The organism is Lysobacter defluvii IMMIB APB-9 = DSM 18482, assembly GCF_000423325.1.
Taxonomy (GTDB): Bacteria; Pseudomonadota; Gammaproteobacteria; order Xanthomonadales; family Xanthomonadaceae; genus Novilysobacter; species Novilysobacter defluvii.
Window position 1 is genome coordinate 428,495 of sequence record NZ_AUHT01000004.1, and the last position, 16,306, is coordinate 444,800.

16 protein-coding genes are annotated in these 16,306 nt (G+C 71.1%); 7 read left to right on the forward strand and 9 right to left on the reverse strand.

The annotated features are described in order from the left end of the window. Nucleotide 1: 1 nt before the first annotated feature. Nucleotides 2-784, reverse strand: a complete 783-nt coding sequence (locus tag G545_RS0102080; protein ID WP_027068946.1) for an FHA domain-containing protein — start codon at nt 782-784, stop codon at nt 2-4. A 105-nt stretch (nt 785-889) separates the two neighbouring features. Here G545_RS0102080 and G545_RS0102085 point away from each other — a divergent pair, with 105 nt between their 5' ends. Continuing rightward, nucleotides 890-1,165 (forward strand): polyhydroxyalkanoic acid system family protein, encoded by a 276-nt coding sequence (locus G545_RS0102085; protein ID WP_027068947.1) that lies wholly within the window; start codon nt 890-892, stop codon nt 1,163-1,165. Between the two features lie 69 nt (nt 1,166-1,234). Further along, nucleotides 1,235-2,197, forward strand: coding sequence for a restriction endonuclease (locus tag G545_RS0102090; protein WP_027068948.1), 963 nt, complete (start codon nt 1,235-1,237; stop codon nt 2,195-2,197). 34 nt (nt 2,198-2,231) lie between these two features. Here G545_RS0102090 and G545_RS13215 read toward each other — a convergent pair whose 3' ends face one another. Beyond that, a complete protein-coding gene (locus G545_RS13215; RefSeq protein ID WP_081677672.1) occupies nt 2,232-4,040 on the reverse strand; it encodes a 3-hydroxybutyrate oligomer hydrolase family protein in 1,809 nt (602 codons plus the stop codon). Between the two features lie 138 nt (nt 4,041-4,178). Between G545_RS13215 and G545_RS0102100 the strand changes: the two genes are divergently transcribed. Together G545_RS0102100 and G545_RS0102105 are read left to right on the forward strand one after the other, a co-directional pair. Beyond that, a complete protein-coding gene (locus tag G545_RS0102100; protein WP_027068949.1) occupies nt 4,179-4,982 on the forward strand; it encodes a 3-hydroxybutyrate dehydrogenase in 804 nt (267 codons plus the stop codon). Between the two features lie 47 nt (nt 4,983-5,029). Further along, a complete protein-coding gene (locus tag G545_RS0102105; RefSeq protein ID WP_027068950.1) occupies nt 5,030-5,695 on the forward strand; it encodes a response regulator transcription factor in 666 nt (221 codons plus the stop codon). 7 nt (nt 5,696-5,702) lie between these two features. On the opposite strand, the gene G545_RS0102110 is transcribed toward G545_RS0102105, so the two are convergent. Together G545_RS0102110 and G545_RS0102115 are read right to left on the reverse strand one after the other, a co-directional pair. Beyond that, entirely contained in the window at nt 5,703-9,020 is a 3,318-nt protein-coding gene (locus G545_RS0102110; RefSeq protein WP_027068951.1) for a hybrid sensor histidine kinase/response regulator, read from the reverse strand. 156 nt (nt 9,021-9,176) lie between these two features. Then, nucleotides 9,177-11,435, reverse strand: a complete 2,259-nt coding sequence (locus G545_RS0102115; RefSeq protein ID WP_027068952.1) for a TonB-dependent receptor — start codon at nt 11,433-11,435, stop codon at nt 9,177-9,179. Nucleotides 11,436-11,610: 175 nt separating this feature from the next. On the opposite strand from G545_RS0102115, the gene G545_RS0102120 reads away from it, so the two are divergent. Beyond that, complete coding sequence (locus G545_RS0102120; RefSeq protein WP_027068953.1) at nt 11,611-13,014, forward strand: GntP family permease; 1,404 nt, start codon at nt 11,611-11,613, stop codon at nt 13,012-13,014. A gap of 66 nt (nt 13,015-13,080) precedes the next feature. Here the strand turns inward: G545_RS0102120 and G545_RS15550 are convergent, their stop codons facing one another. Continuing rightward, a complete protein-coding gene (locus G545_RS15550; RefSeq protein ID WP_154656487.1) occupies nt 13,081-13,224 on the reverse strand; it encodes a hypothetical protein in 144 nt (47 codons plus the stop codon). Between the two features lie 198 nt (nt 13,225-13,422). Between G545_RS15550 and G545_RS0102130 the strand changes: the two genes are divergently transcribed. Both G545_RS0102130 and G545_RS0102135 read left to right on the forward strand, forming a co-directional pair. Then, nucleotides 13,423-13,851, forward strand: coding sequence for a hypothetical protein (locus tag G545_RS0102130; RefSeq protein WP_027068954.1), 429 nt, complete (start codon nt 13,423-13,425; stop codon nt 13,849-13,851). A 21-nt stretch (nt 13,852-13,872) separates the two neighbouring features. Beyond that, nucleotides 13,873-14,601, forward strand: coding sequence for a ferritin-like domain-containing protein (locus tag G545_RS0102135; protein ID WP_027068955.1), 729 nt, complete (start codon nt 13,873-13,875; stop codon nt 14,599-14,601). A gap of 62 nt (nt 14,602-14,663) precedes the next feature. Here G545_RS0102135 and G545_RS0102140 read toward each other — a convergent pair whose 3' ends face one another. Genes G545_RS0102140 through G545_RS13225 form a run of 4 tightly spaced genes read right to left on the reverse strand, consistent with a single transcriptional unit; the run spans nt 14,664 to nt 16,282 of the window. Continuing rightward, nucleotides 14,664-15,005 (reverse strand): zinc ribbon domain-containing protein YjdM, encoded by a 342-nt coding sequence (locus G545_RS0102140; protein WP_027068956.1) that lies wholly within the window; start codon nt 15,003-15,005, stop codon nt 14,664-14,666. 30 nt (nt 15,006-15,035) lie between these two features. Then, a complete protein-coding gene (locus G545_RS0102145) occupies nt 15,036-15,269 on the reverse strand; it encodes a hypothetical protein (RefSeq protein ID WP_027068957.1) in 234 nt (77 codons plus the stop codon). Then, nucleotides 15,262-16,023, reverse strand: a complete 762-nt coding sequence (locus G545_RS13220; RefSeq protein ID WP_052106596.1) for an SIR2 family NAD-dependent protein deacylase — start codon at nt 16,021-16,023, stop codon at nt 15,262-15,264. The genes G545_RS0102145 and G545_RS13220 overlap by 8 nt, the downstream gene beginning before the upstream one ends. 4 nt (nt 16,024-16,027) lie before the next feature. Further along, entirely contained in the window at nt 16,028-16,282 is a 255-nt protein-coding gene (locus G545_RS13225) for a hypothetical protein (protein WP_036136383.1), read from the reverse strand. Nucleotides 16,283-16,306 lie beyond the last annotated feature (24 nt).

Below are 16,306 nucleotides of genomic sequence, written 5' to 3' on the forward strand. Positions count from 1 at the left end.
CTCATCCTCCCCAGGTCAGCAGCAGCGCCAGGATCCCGGCGATCATCGCCGCGGCCAGCAGCACCCAGGGCAGGTGCCGCCACGATCCGCCGGCGGGTGCATCGGAGTCGCCCGGTGCCGGCTCGACCGGATACTCGCGGGCAACCGGTCGCGCCGGTACCCGCACCAGCGGCGATTCCACCACGAACCGCTGGCCGCGGCCCACCACGACCTGGTCGCCCGGCCCCAGCAGGGCCTCGCGCACCGGGTGGCCATTGACCATGCAGCCGGCCCCGTCTTCGGCCACCTGCAGGGCGACGCCCGCGCCCTGCGGCCACAGCATCAGGTGCCGGTCGTGGATGCCGGGCTCCTCGAGGCGGATGTCGCAGTCGGATCCGCTGCCCAGGGTCCGCGGCTGGTCCAGCGTGAAGCAGCGGCCATGATGCGGACCGCCGAGGCCGCGAAGCACCTGGCGCGACGGATTGGCCGCGCCTTCCGCGGCCGTCGGCACCGGCCGCGGCGGCGCACCGGCCAGGCCCAGCTCGACGCCGTCGATGTGGATCGAATCCCCGGGGCGCAGCAGCGCCATCCGGCGCACCGGCCGGCCGTTGACGTGGACCCGGCTGGCACCCTCGCGCAGCTGCAGCCACGCACCGCGGCCATCGATGCTGACCTGCAGGCGCGCGTCCTCGCCGCGGTCGACCAGGCGGGGGCCGTGCGGGCCCTTGCCCACGGCATGCACGCCGGGACCGAGCACGATGTCCTCGTTGCTGCGGTCGGCGAATCGGAATCGGAGGGTTTCCACGCGGCCGCAATCTAGCACGCCCCCCGCGGCGCGACACGCCGTCCGTGCATGCTTGAACGTCGCACCACCCCCGGCACAATGTGCTGCCAGACCACGGTATCGCGAATGGCCAGCATCGACATCCGCCACCCCCACTCCCTGCCGCCGGCGCACGCGCGCGACTGCGTGCACGACGTCGCCACCATCCTCGCCGAGCGCTATGCCATCCACAGCACGTGGGACGGCGACATCCTGCGATTCACCGGCCCGGGGGTGGAGGGGCACCTGGCGCTGCTGCCGGCCGAACTGCACTTCAGCGCCCAGCTGGGATTCCTGCTTGCGCCCATGCGGGGCCCGATCGAGCAGGAAGTCCGGCGGGTACTGGGCGAGCGCTTCGGCTGAACAGGGCGCTCACGTAGTGCACGCACGCGCGCGATACCCTGACGCCCCCGCCGCAGGTCCACGCAATCCATGCCGACGCTGAGCTTCATCGCCATCACCCTGCTGGTCACGGTCGTCGTCGGTGGCATCAGCAGTTTCCTGATCCGGCGGCACCAGCGGCGCAAGTTCGAGTGCCAGGCGGGACTGGCCGGGCTGGCGGCCATGCGCTGGCGCGAGTACTCGCGCTTCATCGTCGAGGGCCTGGAAGAAAGAGGCTTCCGCCGCAGCCGCGAACAGCCGGACCTGTCCCGCGGCCAGGACGCGCACCTGCTGCTCCTTCGCGGCGGGCACACCTGGCTGCTTGCCTGCCGGCAGGGGCTCGACTCGCAGACCGGCCCCGAGCTGGTCGAGCGCATGTCCAGGGCGATCCACATGTCCGAGGCCCGCGGCGGCGTCATCGCCACGCTCGGGTGCTTTGCCCCGGCGGCGCGCAAGGTCGATCCCGGTATCGAGCTGCTGGACGGGCCCGCGGTGTGGAAGCTGGTCCAGCCGGTGCTCCCGGCCAGCCTGCTCGAGGACGTGCGCGCCACCGCCCGGAAGGAGATCCGCAGCCGCGGGGTGCTGGCCTGGCTGGTCGCCGTGCTGCTCGGAATGGGCCTGGCGTGGCTGCTGACACCGCACCTGGCTTCCGACCCGGCCCCGTCCGTCGCGCCGCCGACCGGCGCGACACCGGATACCCGCCGCGATACCGAAGCCCCGGGCACGGCCCCACCGCCCATGGCGCCGGACCTGCTGCGCCCGGTCGAGCTGAGCGAGGAGGAGCAGCGCGGCCGGGTCCTGGACGAGCTGGCGGAACTCCCGGACGTGCAGCACGCTGGCTGGGCCACCCGCTCCACCCTGGTGGTGCGCCTGGAGCGCGCCGCAGACGACGCGCTCGTCGAGTCGGTGTGCGACATCCTGCTGCCCCACCCCGACGTGCGCGACCAGCGCATCCAGCTGCAGCCACCCGAAGGCGAGGGCCGCGTCCGCTTCCTCCAGTGCGCGCCCTACTGAGCGGGCGCGCACTGCCGAACCGGCCCGGCCCGGATCAGAGCCGGGCGTCGCCCGGGAACGCGGCGCCGTCGAGGTGCCGGTCGACCTGCTCCAGTGCCTCGTATAGGTGCGGCAACAGCGGCTTGTAGCGGGCGGCATAGTCCGGCAGCACGAGGAAGCCGTCGAAGTGCTGGACGTCCCCGACCTGCCAGTACGACACGGTGCCGCCCGCGGCACGTGCCGCGTCCACGTACGGCTTGCTGCTGAACGCCATCGGGATGAGGCCATCGTCGGTGCCGTGGACCACGAGCACCGGCAGGCCGGCGTCCGGCATGGCCGCCTTCGTCTCCGCCACTCCGGCGCGAAGCGCTTCGCCCCGGGCATCGTCGCCCGTCCATAGCGCGCGCAGGCATTGCAACCCGCCCAGGCCCGGATCCAGGGCCATGACGCTGGCATCGAGCAGCATGATCCCGTTGCCCGGAGGGATGCCGCTCGCATCGGACCACCACGCCGCGCGCTCGGCGGCGGTCGCCGGCCGCGGCCCGCCCTCGCCCACCACCGCCCAGGACATGCCGCAGGGGTGTTCGCCCACGCCTGCGCCGGTGTAGGCGGAGGCATAGGTCGCCGCGACGGCACGCCAGAGATCGAAGCCCGTCGACAGGGCCCCGGCGCGCAGCGCCTCTTCCGTCCAGCCCGCGGACGACAGCAGCTCGCGGGCCGAACGGGCACGGCTGGCGGTGTCATCGCCCTCCACCACGCCGGCCTCGGCCAGGGAGGCGCAGCGCTGTTCCCAGGACGGGCGGACCTGGTCCAGGGCAGGCGGCTGCGGCAGGCCTTCCATGTCCAGCAGCGCGCACGGCATCACCAGCGCGGCTTCGGTCGTGTAGTCGTACAGCGCCCGGCTGCCATGGCCATCGACCAGCACGTTCGGTTCGCCGGCGACCACCGCGTCCAGCCAGCCACCCTCCAGGCCGGCCGCCTGCAGCACCGCGCCACCGCCGTTGGAGATGCCGACCGCGATCACCCGGGTGTCGTCCCAGTGGAACGGCGCCTGGTCCGGGAAGGCCCGGGCCAGCACGTCGAGGCCGTACTCCGCCGCCTGGCGCACGTGCCGGCCCCAGTCCGCCTCCGGGTTGTCACCGGAGTGCGCATGCTTGAAGGCGATGCCGGTTGCCCCCGCCGGCGCTTCCGGCACGAAGGCGAGGTCGTCGGCGGCGTCCGCTGCCGCGGCGGTGCCGTCGACGCGGAAGCCCACCCCGGCATCGAGGTCGAAGTAGTCGCTCCCGGCGCCCTTGTCGGTGTAGGCCACCGCACACCCGCGCGGCAGCGCCCAGGGCGCGGCGACCGCGATCGCGCCGTGGATCCCGCGCGAGCCGGAGGCCGGCGCGACCACCAGGCAGCGGCGCTCCGCATCGAACGCGTCGGGCACCTGCACCAGGACCCGATGCGGGTGCGTGGCGCCGGGGACGGCTGCGTACGCCGAGAACTCCCGTCCCGGAACCGCCTCGACACTCCCGTAGGACGTACCGTATCCGCCGACCGGGGACAGGTCGGCGATGCCCCGCCAGGCCGCCCAGATGGCACGGCGGCGCAGCTCGGAGGCGGTCGGCGCCTCCGGGTCGGCGAACGCCGGTGCCTGCATCGACTGCAGGCCCGCCAGCCCGAGGCCAGCAGTGAGCAGGTCGTCGCCATCGCGGTGCACCGACACGCGCTCGTGGGCGTGGCTGGAAGCGACCGCGGGCGCCGCCGTACCCTGGGCCGCCGGGCCAACGGGTGCGCTCGCGCAGCCCGCCAGGGCGATCGCCACGGCGAGCGTGGCGAGCGCCGGCAGGCGTGTCGTGGAAACGGAGGTCCTGGATGGCATTCGCACGGGCGCGGCTCCCCTTGTGGTCGGTGGCCCAAGCTAGCAGCGGCGGGTGCGGCCGGCATCGTACTTTCGTACGCGAGGCAGGGACGCGGGCCTTTGCTACGGTCCTCCCATCCCTCCGCACGCGACACCTCCATGACCGACACCTTCCTGCGCGGCCGCACCGCCCTCGTCACCGGCAGCACCTCCGGCATCGGATTGGGCATCGCCCGATCCCTGGCGGCCGCCGGTGCCCGGGTCGCGGTAACCGGCCTGGGCGACTCCGGCGAGATCGAGGCCGCGGTCTCGGCGGTCCGCGACGCCGGCGCCCCCGAGGCGCGGTATTTCCCCGCCGACCTCCGTGACCCGGCGGCGATCACCGCGCTGGTGGGGGTCGTGCGGGCCTGGGGCTCGATCGACGTGCTGGTCAACAACGCCGGCATGCAGCACGCCGCCCCGCTGGAGCGGATGCCCCCGGGCAAGTGGGACGACATCCTCGCCCTCAACCTGAGCGCCGCCTTCCACACCATGCGCCTGGTGCTGCCCGGCATGGCGGAGCGGGGCTTCGGTCGGGTCATCAACGTGGCCTCCGTGCATGGGCTGGTGGCCTCGGTCGACAAGGCGCCGTACGTGGCCAGCAAGTTCGGCCTGGTCGGGCTGAGCAAGGTCGCCGCGCTGGAGTACGCCAGCGCCGGCAGCCGCGAGAGCGGTGGCGTGACCGTCAACTGCATCTGCCCGGGCTGGGTGGAAACCCCGCTGATCGAGCCGCAGATCGAGGCGCGCCGCGACGGCGGAAGCCGCGACGACGGGGTGCGCGCGCTGCTGTCGGAGAAGCAGCCGAGCCTTCGAATGACCCTGCCCGAGGAGATCGGCGCGCTCGCCACCTGGCTGTGCCGCCGCGAGGCCCACAACCTCACCGGTGCCAGCCTGCCGGTCGACGGCGGCTGGACCGCGCAGTAACCACCCACCGGATGGCCCCGCCCGCCGCCAGCGGGCATCCTTCGACCATGCCCACCCTGCTCATCGCCGACGACCACCCGCTGTTCCGCGCCGCACTGCGTGGCGCGGCGCAGGACGCCGCCAGCGACATCCATACCCTGGAGGCAGGCACGCTCGACCAGGCCCTCGCGGTGCTCGAGTCCAACGCCGAGGTCGACCTGGTACTGCTGGACCTGCACATGCCCGGCAACCACGGGCTGGCCGGGCTGGCGGCCATCCGCGCGCAGTTCCCGGCGGTGGCGGTGGTGCTGGTGTCGGCCAACGAGGACCCGCAGGTGGTGCGCCGCGCACTCGACCACGGTGCCGCGGGCTACATCCCCAAGAGCTCCGGCCTGGAGGACATGCGCGATGCGATCCGCAGCGTCCTCGACTGCGAGGAATGGCTGCCGCCGGCCCTGCGGCAGGCGGTGGCCCGGGCGCGTTCGGAGCCCGGGGACGCCGACCTGGCTGCCCGCCTGGCGAGCCTGACGCCACAGCAGTTCCGCGTACTCACCCTGGTCGCCGACGGCCTGCTCAACAAGCAGATCGCCGACCGGCTGGAGGTCCAGGAGCGCACGGTCAAGGCGCACCTGACCGCGATCTTCGAGAAGCTCGGCGCGCGCAACCGCACCCAGGCCGGGGTGATCCTGCGCTCACTGGAACTCAGCGACCCCTCGACCCAGCTCGAGGCCTGAGCGCGCCCTACGCCCCGCGCACCGCCAGCAGGCGGCTCAGCATCGACTTCAGGGCCAGTGGACGTACCGGCTTGGGCAGCAGCCCGAGTCCCTCCTCGGCCACCTCGCGCCGCACCGCGTCGGTGGCATCCCCACTGAGCACCAGCGCCGGCACGCTGCCGAAGCGCTCCGCCAGGCGGCGGTACACCGCGATACCGGTCTCCCCGTCGTCCAGGTGGTAGTCCAGCAGCCACAGCGCCGCGGGACGGGATGCATGCGCACGCAACGCCGCCTCTCCCCCGGGCGCGGTCTGGACGCTGCAGCCCCAGCCACGAAGCACCCCCGCCAGCGCCTGCAGGGCCGCCGGATCATTGTCGACCACCAGCACGTCCAGGCCGGCCAGCGCGGTGCGCCGGGGTGGCTCCGGCACCGCCGGCGCCTCGGCGCAGGGCACGGTGACCCAGAACGCGGTGCCCCGCCCCATCCGGCTGCGCAGCCCCACGCGGCTGCCGAGCAGGCCGGCGATGCGCTCGGCGATCGACAGCCCCAGGCCCAGCCCCTGCCCGGCCACGCCCTCGCCGCGGCGGAACTCCTCGAAGATCAGCGCCTGCTGCGCCGGCTCGATGCCGGGCCCGGTGTCGTGCACCTCGATGCGCAGCTGCACGCCCGAGCGCCGCACGCCCAGCAGGATCCGTCCCTCGCCCGCATACCGCACGGCGTTGGCCAGGAAGTTCTGCAGCACCCGCCGCAACAGCTGGGGATCGCTATGCGTCCAGGCACGCACCGGGACGAAGTCGAACTCCAGCCCGCGCGCCCGGGCCAGCGCCCGGAACTCGGACGCCAGCGGCTCCAGCACATCGGCCAGCGGGAAGGGCCGCGGCTGCGGTACCAGTCCGCCGGCCTCCAGCCGCGCCATGTCGAACAGCCCCGTCAGCAGGTCGGTGGTGGAATCCAGCGCGCCGCGGATCGGGTCGAGCGAGTGGCGCTTACGCGGCTCCAGCTGCGCGGCCAGGGATTCGGTGAACAGTTGGGCGGCGTGCAGCGGCTGAAGCAGGTCGTGGCCGACCGCGGTCAGGAACCGGCTCTTCGCCTCGTTGGCGCGCTCGGCCTCGCGGCGGGCCTGCTCGGCCGAGGCCGTGCGCTCGCGCACCCGCTGCTCCAGGGTCTCGTTGGCACGGGTGAGCTCGGCCTCGGCGCGGCGGAAGGCGGTGACATCGGTGAAGGACGCCACGAAGCCGCCGCCCGGCATCGGGTTGCCGCGGATCTCGATGATGCTGCCGTCGGGGAAGCGCCGCTCGCTCACGTACGGCGTGCCGGCGCGCATGTGGTGCAGGCGCTTGTCGACCTCGAACTCCACGTCCACCTGCCCGGCCAAGCCGGTGCCCAGGTTGTGGCGCACCAGGTCGGCAACGGGCACCCCGACGCGCAGCAGGCCGTCCGGATAGCCGAACAGCTCGCGGTAGCGGCTGTTCCAGGCGACCAGCCGCAGCTCGCGATCGACCACGCTGATGCCCTGGCTCATGTTCTCCAGCGCGGCCTCCAGCAGGCGCTGGTTGAAACGCAGGTCCTGCGACGCCTCGTCGATGATCGCGACGACGGTGTCCAGGTCCGGCCCGGCCTGACGGCGGGCGGCGTCGAGCAGCAGGCGCGCGGAGGAACTGCCCAGCACCGCCGCCAACTCGTGCTCGAGGCGCGCCTCGATCTCCATCGGCACCGGGCCATCGGCCGGGGCCCCGCGCAGCACGCCGTCCACCACCCGCGCCGGCAGGAAGCGTCGTCCGGCATTGCGCAGCGTGCGCCGGTCCGAGCCGCGCGTCGTGGTACGCGCGCGGTCCGGCCACCACGCGGCCAGCACCAGCGTCACTACCAACCCGGCGGTCAGGCTGACCCCGACCGCCCGGCCCAGGCGGCTCCATCCGGTCAGCCCGAACAGCGCGTCGGGGGCCAGCCACTGCAGACCGAACGGGCCGGCCACGACCCACGCCGGCACCTCAGTGCCACCGTGGGCCAACGGCGGCAGCATCACCCAGGCCCACGCCGCGAAGCCCGCGAGCACCCCCACGGCGGCCGCGGCGGGCGGCGTCGACGGGCGCCACACCGCGAACGCCAGCGCCGGTGCGAGCGTCGCCAGTGCCGAGAACGACAGCGCCCCCATGTCCGCCAGTGCCTCGCTGCCGCCGGCGAGGCGGCTGTACGCCCACGCCAGCAGCATGATCGCCACGATGCCGGTCCGGCGCAGCGTCAGCAGCGCCCCCCGGTGGTCGTCCTCGCCGGGGCGCAGCGCCCACGCCCCGCGCAGCAGCCCGGGCGCGAACCAGTGGTTGCCGATCATCAGGCTCAGCGCCAGCGTGCTGACCACCACCATCCCGGTGGCGGCACTCAGCCCGCCCAGGAACGCGAACAGCGCCAGCCCGTCGTGCCCCATCGCCGCCGGCAGCGCCAGCGCGTACATGTCCGAAGGCACGGTATCGCCCAGCAGCGCCACGCCCGCATGCGCCAGCGGCAGCGTCGGTAGCGCGATCAGCACCAAATACAGCGGGAACTGCCAACGCGCGGTGCGGATGTCCGCCTCGTCCCGGCACTCGACCACGCCGACGTGGAACTGGTGCGGCAGGATGAACATCGCCAGCGCGCCCAGCAGCACCAGCGGAACGAAGCCGCCGACCGGCTCGGGTGCGACCGGCGCCTGCGCCGGCACCGCCTGCAGGCCCAGCCACACGAACACGCCCAGGGCCAGCATGGCCACCAGCTTGAAGACCGACTCGAAGGCCATCGCCAGCACCAGTCCGCGGTTGTGCTCGGCGGCGCTGGCACGCCGGGTGCCGAAGGCGACCGCGAACGCCGCCATCGCCAGGGCCACGTACAGCGCCCCGTCCTGCAGCGCCGGTACCCCGCCGGCGATCGGTCCGCCGGTGATGGTGCCGAAGCTCATCGTCACAGCCTTCAGCTGCAGGGCGATGTACGGGACCAGCCCAAGCACCGCCACCAGCGTCACCACCGCCGCCAGCCACGGGTCCTTCCCCAGCCGGGTGGCGATCAGGTCGGCGATGGAGGTGGCGTTGCCCTGCCGCGCCAGGCGCACCAGCTTCGCCATGAAGGCGAAGGCCAGCACGTAGAACACGATCGCCCCGAGGAAGGTGGGCGGCAGCGGCCAGCCGTAGCGCGCGGCCTGGGTCACCGTCCCGTAGAAGGTCCAGGAGGTGCAGTGCACCGCCAGCGACAGCGAGTACACGTGCCGCCAGTGCCGGGCCAGCACGCCCGGGTGGCGCTCGGCATAGATCGCGGTGCCGAACAGCACCGCGAGCCACGCCACCGCGGCCGCGACTACGACGCCGGTGCCCAGCATCGGCGTCGCTCCGGCGTCAATGATCCCCTCCCCATGCCGGGAGGATAGCGCCCTGTAGCATCATTTCGGCGCCCCGTCGTTCCCGCGCACGCGGGAACCCGGGGACGTCGCCGGACCCATGGATTCCCGCGTACGCGGGAATGACCGGTGTGGCGATCAGAAGTTGTAGCGCACCGACACGTACCAGTTGCGCGGCAGGCCGTAGTACGCGGTCTGGATGTTGCCGACGCTCGCGAACTCCTGGCCTTCGGTCATGTAGACCTCGTCGGTGACGTTGCGCACGCCGGCGCGCACCTGCCAGCTGTACTGCGGCGAGTCCCAGATGCCGAACAGGCCGGCCACGGTGTAGTCGTCCTGGCGCAGCACGTCGCGGTTGTCGACCGACAGCCAGGTCTCGCTGCGGTGGGACACGTCGCCGCCCAGGGTCAGCAGCCCGCCGGAGGCCAGGTCGAACTGGTGCTGCAGCGCGATCCGCGCGGTGACCTCGGGCGAGAACGGCACGTGGTCGTGGTTCACGTTGGGGTCGTAGCCGGGGTAGGACGGATCCAGGCGGAAGTCGTCGAAGCGGTCGTACTCGGCGTCCATCAGGCCCAGCTGCCCACTGAGCGTGGTCGCCTCGCCCAGCATGGCGATGCCCTCGAACTCGACGCCCACGATGTCCAGCTCGGCGGCGTTGAGCACCGGGAAGGTGCCCACGTCCTGCGAGACGCGCGCCTGGAAGTCCTCGTAGTCGCTCTTGAACGCGGCGACGCTGCCGCGCAGGCGGTTGTCGGCCGAGCTGGCCTTCAGGCCCAGCTCGTAGGTCCACACGTACTCCGGGTCGAACTCGGCGTTCTGGGTGTCGTAGACCGTGTTGGCACGCCCGTTGAAGCCGCCCGACTTGAAGCCGCGGTTCGCCGACACGTAGCCCATTACGTTGTCGCTGAAGTGCTTCTGCAGGCTGACCGACGGGGTGACCGCGGTCCAGTCGGCCTTGTCGGAGAACGCGACCGTCTCGTTGAGCGCCTCGAAGGGCGCGCCCCAGAACGTGCTGGTGCTGCGGTCGTACTCCTTCTCGTCCCTGGTCCAGCGCACGCCGGCGGCGAGCACCCAGGTCGGCACGAACTCCCAGTTGACGTGGGCGAAGGCCGCGACCGAGGTCGTCTGCAGGTCGTCCTCGATCGTGCGCAGGAAGTCGATCGGCGCGCCGGCCAGCGCGAACAGGTCGTCCGCGTAGGCCTCCTGGTAGGACGGCACGTTCTCCTGCATGTAGTACGCGCCGAAGGTCGCCTGCAGGTTGGACCCGTTGTCATACAGCAGCTGGAATTCCTGGCTGGTCTGGTCCTGGTCGATCGCCACCAGCACGTCGCCAAGCTCGTACTCGGAGGCGTCGATGTCGATGAAGGAGTGCGTCTCCAGCTGGCGGTGCGCGGTGATGGACTTGAACATCCACTGCGGCGACAGGTCCCACTCCATCGCCAGCGAGGCGCCGGTGTGCTCCAGCTCCTGGCCCTGGCCGGGCCCGAAGGAGCTGCGGGCGGTGAAGTCCCACTCGCCGGTGTCCGCCGGGCGCAGCACCACAGGGCCGAGCGCCAGGTCGGTCTGGATCAGCGGGGCCATCGGACGGCCCATGGTCAGGCTCGCGTCCTGCTCGGTGTGGTCCACGGAGAAGGTGGCGCGGAAGGTGTCGCTGGGCCGGAACGACAGCTTGGCGCGGACCGCGCGGGTCTCGTCGTCGTTGAAATCGTGGTTGCCGTCCAGGTCGCTGACGTGGCCGTCGTAGTTGATGATCGCGCCGGCGATGCTGCCGGCCACGGTGTCGCTGAGCTGGGTGCTGGCGTAGAAGCGCCCCTCGCGCCGGCCGTCGCTGCCCACGGTGGCCTCCACCGCGCCGCCCTGGTAGTTGAACGGATCCTTGGTGGTCACCTTGATCGCGCCGCCAGTGGAGTTCTTGCCGTACAGCGTGCCCTGGGGACCACGCAGCACCTCGACCTGGGCGACGTCGAACAGCGAGAACATCGAGCCGTTGATGCGCGAGTAGTACACGTCGTCCACGTACATGCCCACGCCGGGATCGAAGGTCTGCAGCGCGTCCGGCTGGCCGATGCCGCGGATGAAGACGTTGGTGCTGTTGGCCGAGCCGCGGCCCTGCACGATGTTGAGGTTCGGCACCGCGCCCTGCAGGCCGGTCACGTCGGCGGCCTGCAGCGTGTCCAGGTCGTCCTCGCTGAAGGCGCTGACCGCGACCGGCACGTCCTGGATGGACTCGGTGCGGCGGCGGGCGGTCACGGTGACCGCGTCCAGGTCCGTGGCCGAACGGGCCTGCGGGGAAGCGGTATCCGGCGTTCCGGACTGCTGCGCGGCAACCGCGGGCGCGCCCAGGGCGAGGACGATGGCGAGGCTGAGGGTCGTGTAACGGGTGTTCGCGCGCTTCATGCAGATCCCCTGGAGAACGTCTGGTCGGTGCGGCACCTGCCGCCGTGATCGCAGACTAGGGGGCGCTTCCGCGGGACGGCATCGTACCTTCGGACAATGTGCCCGCCCCACGGCTGGTACCGACACTGTCCCCCGGCGTCGTGCGCTGCGCGACCGTTCCTGACCGGGGGATCCGATGTCGTTCCTGATCGTGCTTGCCGCACTGAGCTTCCTGATGTTCGTGGCCTACCGCGGCTACAGCGTGATCCTGTTCGCGCCGGTAGCCGCGCTGGGCGCGGTGCTGCTGACCGACCCGTCGCTGGTCGCGCCCATGTTCACCGGCCTGTTCATGGACCGCATGGTCGGTTTCCTCAAGCTGTACTTCCCGGTGTTCCTGCTTGGCGCGGTATTCGGCAAGCTGATCGAGATCTCCGGCTACTCCAAGTCCATCGTCGCGGCGACGATCCGCGTGGTCGGCGCCAAGCGGGCGATCCTGTCGATCGTGATCGTCTGCGCGCTGCTCACTTATGGTGGGGTCTCACTGTTCGTCGTGGTGTTCGCGGTCTACCCGTTCGCCGCCGAGCTGTTCCGCCAGAGCGACATCCCCAAGCGGCTGATCCCGGGCACCATCGCGCTGGGGGCGTTCACCTTCACCATGGACGCACTGCCGGGAACACCGCAGATTCAGAACATCATCCCGACGGCGTTCTTCGGCACCGACTCCTGGGCCGCGCCGGTGCTGGGCACGGTGGGCGGCGTCTTCATCCTGATCGTCGGGCTCAGCTACCTGGAATGGCGCCGGCGCGTCGCCGAGCGCCGGGGCGAGGGTTATGGAAGGCCGGAGGAACTGGTCAACGAGCCGGCTCCGTTTACCGGTGGCAGGCTGGCGCACCCGGCCGTCGCGATCCTGCCGCTGGTGCTGGTCGGCGTGTCCAACCTGGTGCTGACCTGGTTGATCCCGCAGTGGTACGGGGCTACCCACAGCTTCGTCCCGGCTGTGATTGGCGACCCCGATCCGATCGTGCAGGAAGTGCCGCGGATCGCCGCGATCTGGGCGGTGCTGGGCGCGCTGCTGGTCGGGATCCTGGCCGTCGTCGCCACCGCCTGGAAGACGGTGATCGGCACCTTCGCCGAAGGCTCCAGGGCCGCCGTCGGCGGCGCGCTGCTGGCCGGCATGAACACCGCCTCGGAGTACGGCTTCGGTGCGGTGATCGCCGCCCTGCCCGGCTTCCTCGTGGTCGCCAACGCGCTGGGCTCGATTCCCAACCCGCTGGTCAACGAGGCGGTGACCGTCACGGCACTGGCCGGCATCACCGGCTCGGCTTCGGGCGGCATGTCGATCGCCCTGGCGGCAATGAGCGACACCTTCATCGCCGCCGCCAACGCCACCGGCATCCCGATGGAAGTGCTGCACCGGGTGGCCTCTATGGCGTCGGGCGGCATGGACACCCTGCCCCACAACGGCGCGGTCATCACCCTGCTGGCGGTGACCGGCCTGACCCACCGGCAGGCCTACAAGGACATCTTCGCCATCACGATCATCAAGACGCTGGCGGTGTTCGTGATTATCGGGCTGTTCTACGCGTTCGGCTGGGTCTGAGGCACCCGCCCCCAACGAAAAAGCGCCCCCTTCCGGGGGCGCCCCTTTCTGCGTCCTGGCGGGGGATCAACGTCCCTTCTTGCTGCTGCCGCTGCTGCCCTTGTCGTCCTTGCCCGAAGCGGACTTGGCCTGCTTCTGTCCCTGGCTGCCCTGGCTCTCCTGGCCCTGCTTGTTCTTGTTCTGCTGACTCTGGTTGCTCTTGGTGGGCATGGTGCGATCTCCGTAGGGGGTGCCGGGCGTTCCCGGCACGGCACCGCTGCAGCAGGAGCGTGGGGGTTTCCACCTCCTGGCAGAACTCGATGGGCGACAGGCGGTGGTACACCTCGCGTACCTCGTCGATCTCGCCGCCCATGCTGTAGGGACCGACGTACCCAGTACGAGTCGATCATCGACCCGGACCAGACCTGGATGGAGCAGTGGCTGATGCACGAGCTCAACGAGGTCTACAACTACTACAGCGCCGTGCAGCAGGAGCCGAATCCGCGCATCAAGGCGATCTGGGAGCGCTTCCTGGATTACGAGCTGGGCCACCTGCAGTACGTCATGGAGCTGTTCAAGGAGGTCGAGCGCCGCGACCCGCGCGAGCTCATCCCTGACACGCTGCCCGAACCGATCCCCTTCGCCAGCCAGCGCGAGTTCGTCCGCAAGGTACTGCTGCAGGAGGTCGACCTGCGCGCCAGCGGCGCGGACTTCGTGCCGCTGGAGCAGGACCCGGAACGCTCGCAGAAGTACCGCCAGCACCTCAACTCCGAGGGCTCGCCCACCGAGGCCGCGCCGGCCGGGTACGTGTGGAATCCCGGCACCGAGCTCGCCATGCCCGCCGAACAGCAGAAGTAAGCGCACGAACTGGAGAACGTCATGGAGAACGAGATCAGCACCGGCACCAACCGCACCGGCATGAAGACCTCGCCGGTGCACTCGCGCGAGCTGCTGGAGGTACGGGAACTGCAGAAGACCGTGCCCGACCCGGAGATCGACCACGTCGCACTGCGCACGTCCTACCTGGCCGAGGCCGAACCGGTCGGTTCCATGCCCCCGCCGCCCACGCTGCGCGGGATGGCCGGCACCGCCATGCAGGCGCTCACCGGCCGCAAGATGCACGTCCTGCTGGACAAGCTCGCCGAGCGCGCCGCCTTCGAACGCACCGGCACCCGCCTGTACGACATGATGCTGCAGAAGGTCGCCGCGGCGCCGAGCCTGCCCTCGGGCATGACCATCGAAGGCGTCCGGCAGATCCGCGACGAGGAGCACGGGCACTTCCAGCTGCTGGCCAGCACCATCGAGGAGCTCGGCGCCGACCCGACCGCAATGACGCCCTGCGCGGATGTCACCGGAGTGCAGGGCCTCGGGCTGGTGCAGGCCATGGGCGAGCCCCGCCTGACCATCGCCCAGGCGCTGTCCACGCTACTTGCGGCCGAGGTGATCGACAACGCCTCATGGGAGCTGCTGATCGACCTGGCCCGGCAGTTCGGCCAGGACGAGTTGGCCGAGCGCTTCACCAACGCCCTGGCGGCCGAGAAGCGGCATGACGCTACCGTGCGCCAGTGGCTGGCTGCAGCACTGCGGGAGGAAGCAGAGATCGGATAGGGCCCTGCTGGCGCCGGAGCCCGGCACCGCCGCGGCGTCCGGCGCCAGCAGTGCGGCTGGCCTCAGGCCTTCTTGACGAACTCGGACTTGAGCTTCATCGGGCCAAAACCATCGATCTTGCAGTCGATGTTGTGGTCCTCGTCGACCAGGCGGATCTGACGCACCTTGGTGCCCGCCTTCAGCGCCGAACTGGCGCCCTTGACCTTCAGGTCCTTGATGACCGTGACGGAGTCACCGTCGGCCAGCACGTTGCCGCCTGCGTCGCGATGGACGACGGCGTCCTCCGCGGCGCCCGCGGGCTCGCTACCGGACCACTCGTTGCCGCACTCGGGGCAGACGAAAAGCGACCGGTCCTCGTAGGTGTACGAGGAACCGCAGGAGGGGCAATCGGGCAACGCGGACATTCGGGTACTCGGCGGATCGGGCGCTGCATTCTAGCCCTTGCTGTCGCCCGGCACTCTCCCGGAGAGTCCCCGTACGGCCTTGGCGATCCGGCCGCCTGTGTAGATAACGGCACCTGCCAGGAACAGGGTCAACCCGAGGCCCGAGTAAACCGTCAGCGACTCACGTGTCTCGAACACGAACGGTACGGCAAGAACCGCGGCTCCGAGCAGTAGCAAGACGACCCCGAACTTCAGGTACGGATTGGTCAGGCCGAAGTTACCCATTCTTCTCTCCCTCGTTTGCCAGCAGCCGTGGCAATTCCTTGCCCGCGGCACCGCGCAAGTGGACGTCCGCGACCGCAGCGTGTCCGGTAGTCCCTGGATCGATGAGCACCACGCGTGCCCCGCCCGCTCGCGCCAGTGAGACCAGCGACGCGGCCGGCTCCACCTGCCCTGATGTCCCTACCACCAGCAGCAGGTCGCACCCGGCGATTGCTTCCTGCGCCTGTGCCCAGACGTCCGTCGGCAGGGACTCGCCGAACCAGACCACCTCGGGCCGGATCAGGCCACCGCAATGATCGCAATGCGGCGGATCCAGGCGCTGCCCCGCGTCCATGTCCGCGATGTCCGGCAACTCGAAGCCACCGAACGGGCGCTCGCACCTGGAGCACCGCAGTTCCATCAACTCGCCGTGCAGGTGCAGCACCCGCGAGGAGCCCGCCTTCTCGTGCAGGTCGTCGACGTTCTGGGTTACGACGGCCAGCCCCGGCCAGCGCTCCTCGGCCCGGGCAAGCGCCAGGTGACCGTCGTGCGGCTGCACGGATTGCAGCTGCGCCATGCGGTACACGTACCAGCCCCAGACCAGCGCCGGATCCCGGTGGAAAGCGGCCGGGGTGGCCAGCTCTTCCGGTCGAAAGCGCGACCAGAGGCTGTCACTGGAACCACGGAAAGTCGCGATGCCGCTTTCGGCCGACATGCCGGCGCCGGTGAAGACCACCGGCCGCGTGCAGGCCTCCAGCAGGGTGATGGCGTCCTCCACCGCCCTAGCCGAGCAGCAGCCAGCCGAGTCCCGCAAGCACCGCCAGGCCCAGGCCGGACACCAGGATCGTCTCGATCGTCCCCGCCTCCTCGCCGTCCGCGAACCCGGTTTCCGGATAGCGGCCGAGGCTGAGCAGGCGCCACAGCGGCCAGCCGATGCACCACAGGACGATATGGAAGAAGAACTCGGAGATGACCCACATGACCCCCCGTGCGGCGGCCAGGAGCGGGCGGGCGAGGAAGTCGATGGCGTCGTTCATGGAGGCAACGATATCCCAAGCGGG

What these genes read in the sequence shown, in the direction of transcription:
- G545_RS0102085 (WP_027068947.1), top strand. Translation starts at nt 890, where the DNA reads ATGGCCAGCATCGACATCCGCCACCCCCACTCCCTGCCGCCGGCGCAC.
- G545_RS0102090 (WP_027068948.1), top strand. Translation starts at nt 1,235, where the DNA reads ATGCCGACGCTGAGCTTCATCGCCATCACCCTGCTGGTCACGGTCGTC.
- G545_RS13215 (WP_081677672.1), bottom strand. Translation starts at nt 4,040, where the DNA reads ATGCCATCCAGGACCTCCGTTTCCACGACACGCCTGCCGGCGCTCGCC.
- G545_RS0102100 (WP_027068949.1), top strand. Translation starts at nt 4,179, where the DNA reads ATGACCGACACCTTCCTGCGCGGCCGCACCGCCCTCGTCACCGGCAGC.
- G545_RS0102105 (WP_027068950.1), top strand. Translation starts at nt 5,030, where the DNA reads ATGCCCACCCTGCTCATCGCCGACGACCACCCGCTGTTCCGCGCCGCA.
- G545_RS0102110 (WP_027068951.1), bottom strand. Translation starts at nt 9,020, where the DNA reads ATGCTGGGCACCGGCGTCGTAGTCGCGGCCGCGGTGGCGTGGCTCGCG.
- G545_RS0102115 (WP_027068952.1), bottom strand. Translation starts at nt 11,435, where the DNA reads ATGAAGCGCGCGAACACCCGTTACACGACCCTCAGCCTCGCCATCGTC.
- G545_RS0102120 (WP_027068953.1), top strand. Translation starts at nt 11,611, where the DNA reads ATGTCGTTCCTGATCGTGCTTGCCGCACTGAGCTTCCTGATGTTCGTG.
- G545_RS15550 (WP_154656487.1), bottom strand. Translation starts at nt 13,224, where the DNA reads ATGCCCACCAAGAGCAACCAGAGTCAGCAGAACAAGAACAAGCAGGGC.
- G545_RS0102130 (WP_027068954.1), top strand. Translation starts at nt 13,423, where the DNA reads ATGGAGCAGTGGCTGATGCACGAGCTCAACGAGGTCTACAACTACTAC.
- G545_RS0102135 (WP_027068955.1), top strand. Translation starts at nt 13,873, where the DNA reads ATGGAGAACGAGATCAGCACCGGCACCAACCGCACCGGCATGAAGACC.
- G545_RS0102140 (WP_027068956.1), bottom strand. Translation starts at nt 15,005, where the DNA reads ATGTCCGCGTTGCCCGATTGCCCCTCCTGCGGTTCCTCGTACACCTAC.
- G545_RS0102145 (WP_027068957.1), bottom strand. Translation starts at nt 15,269, where the DNA reads ATGGGTAACTTCGGCCTGACCAATCCGTACCTGAAGTTCGGGGTCGTC.
- G545_RS13225 (WP_036136383.1), bottom strand. Translation starts at nt 16,282, where the DNA reads ATGAACGACGCCATCGACTTCCTCGCCCGCCCGCTCCTGGCCGCCGCA.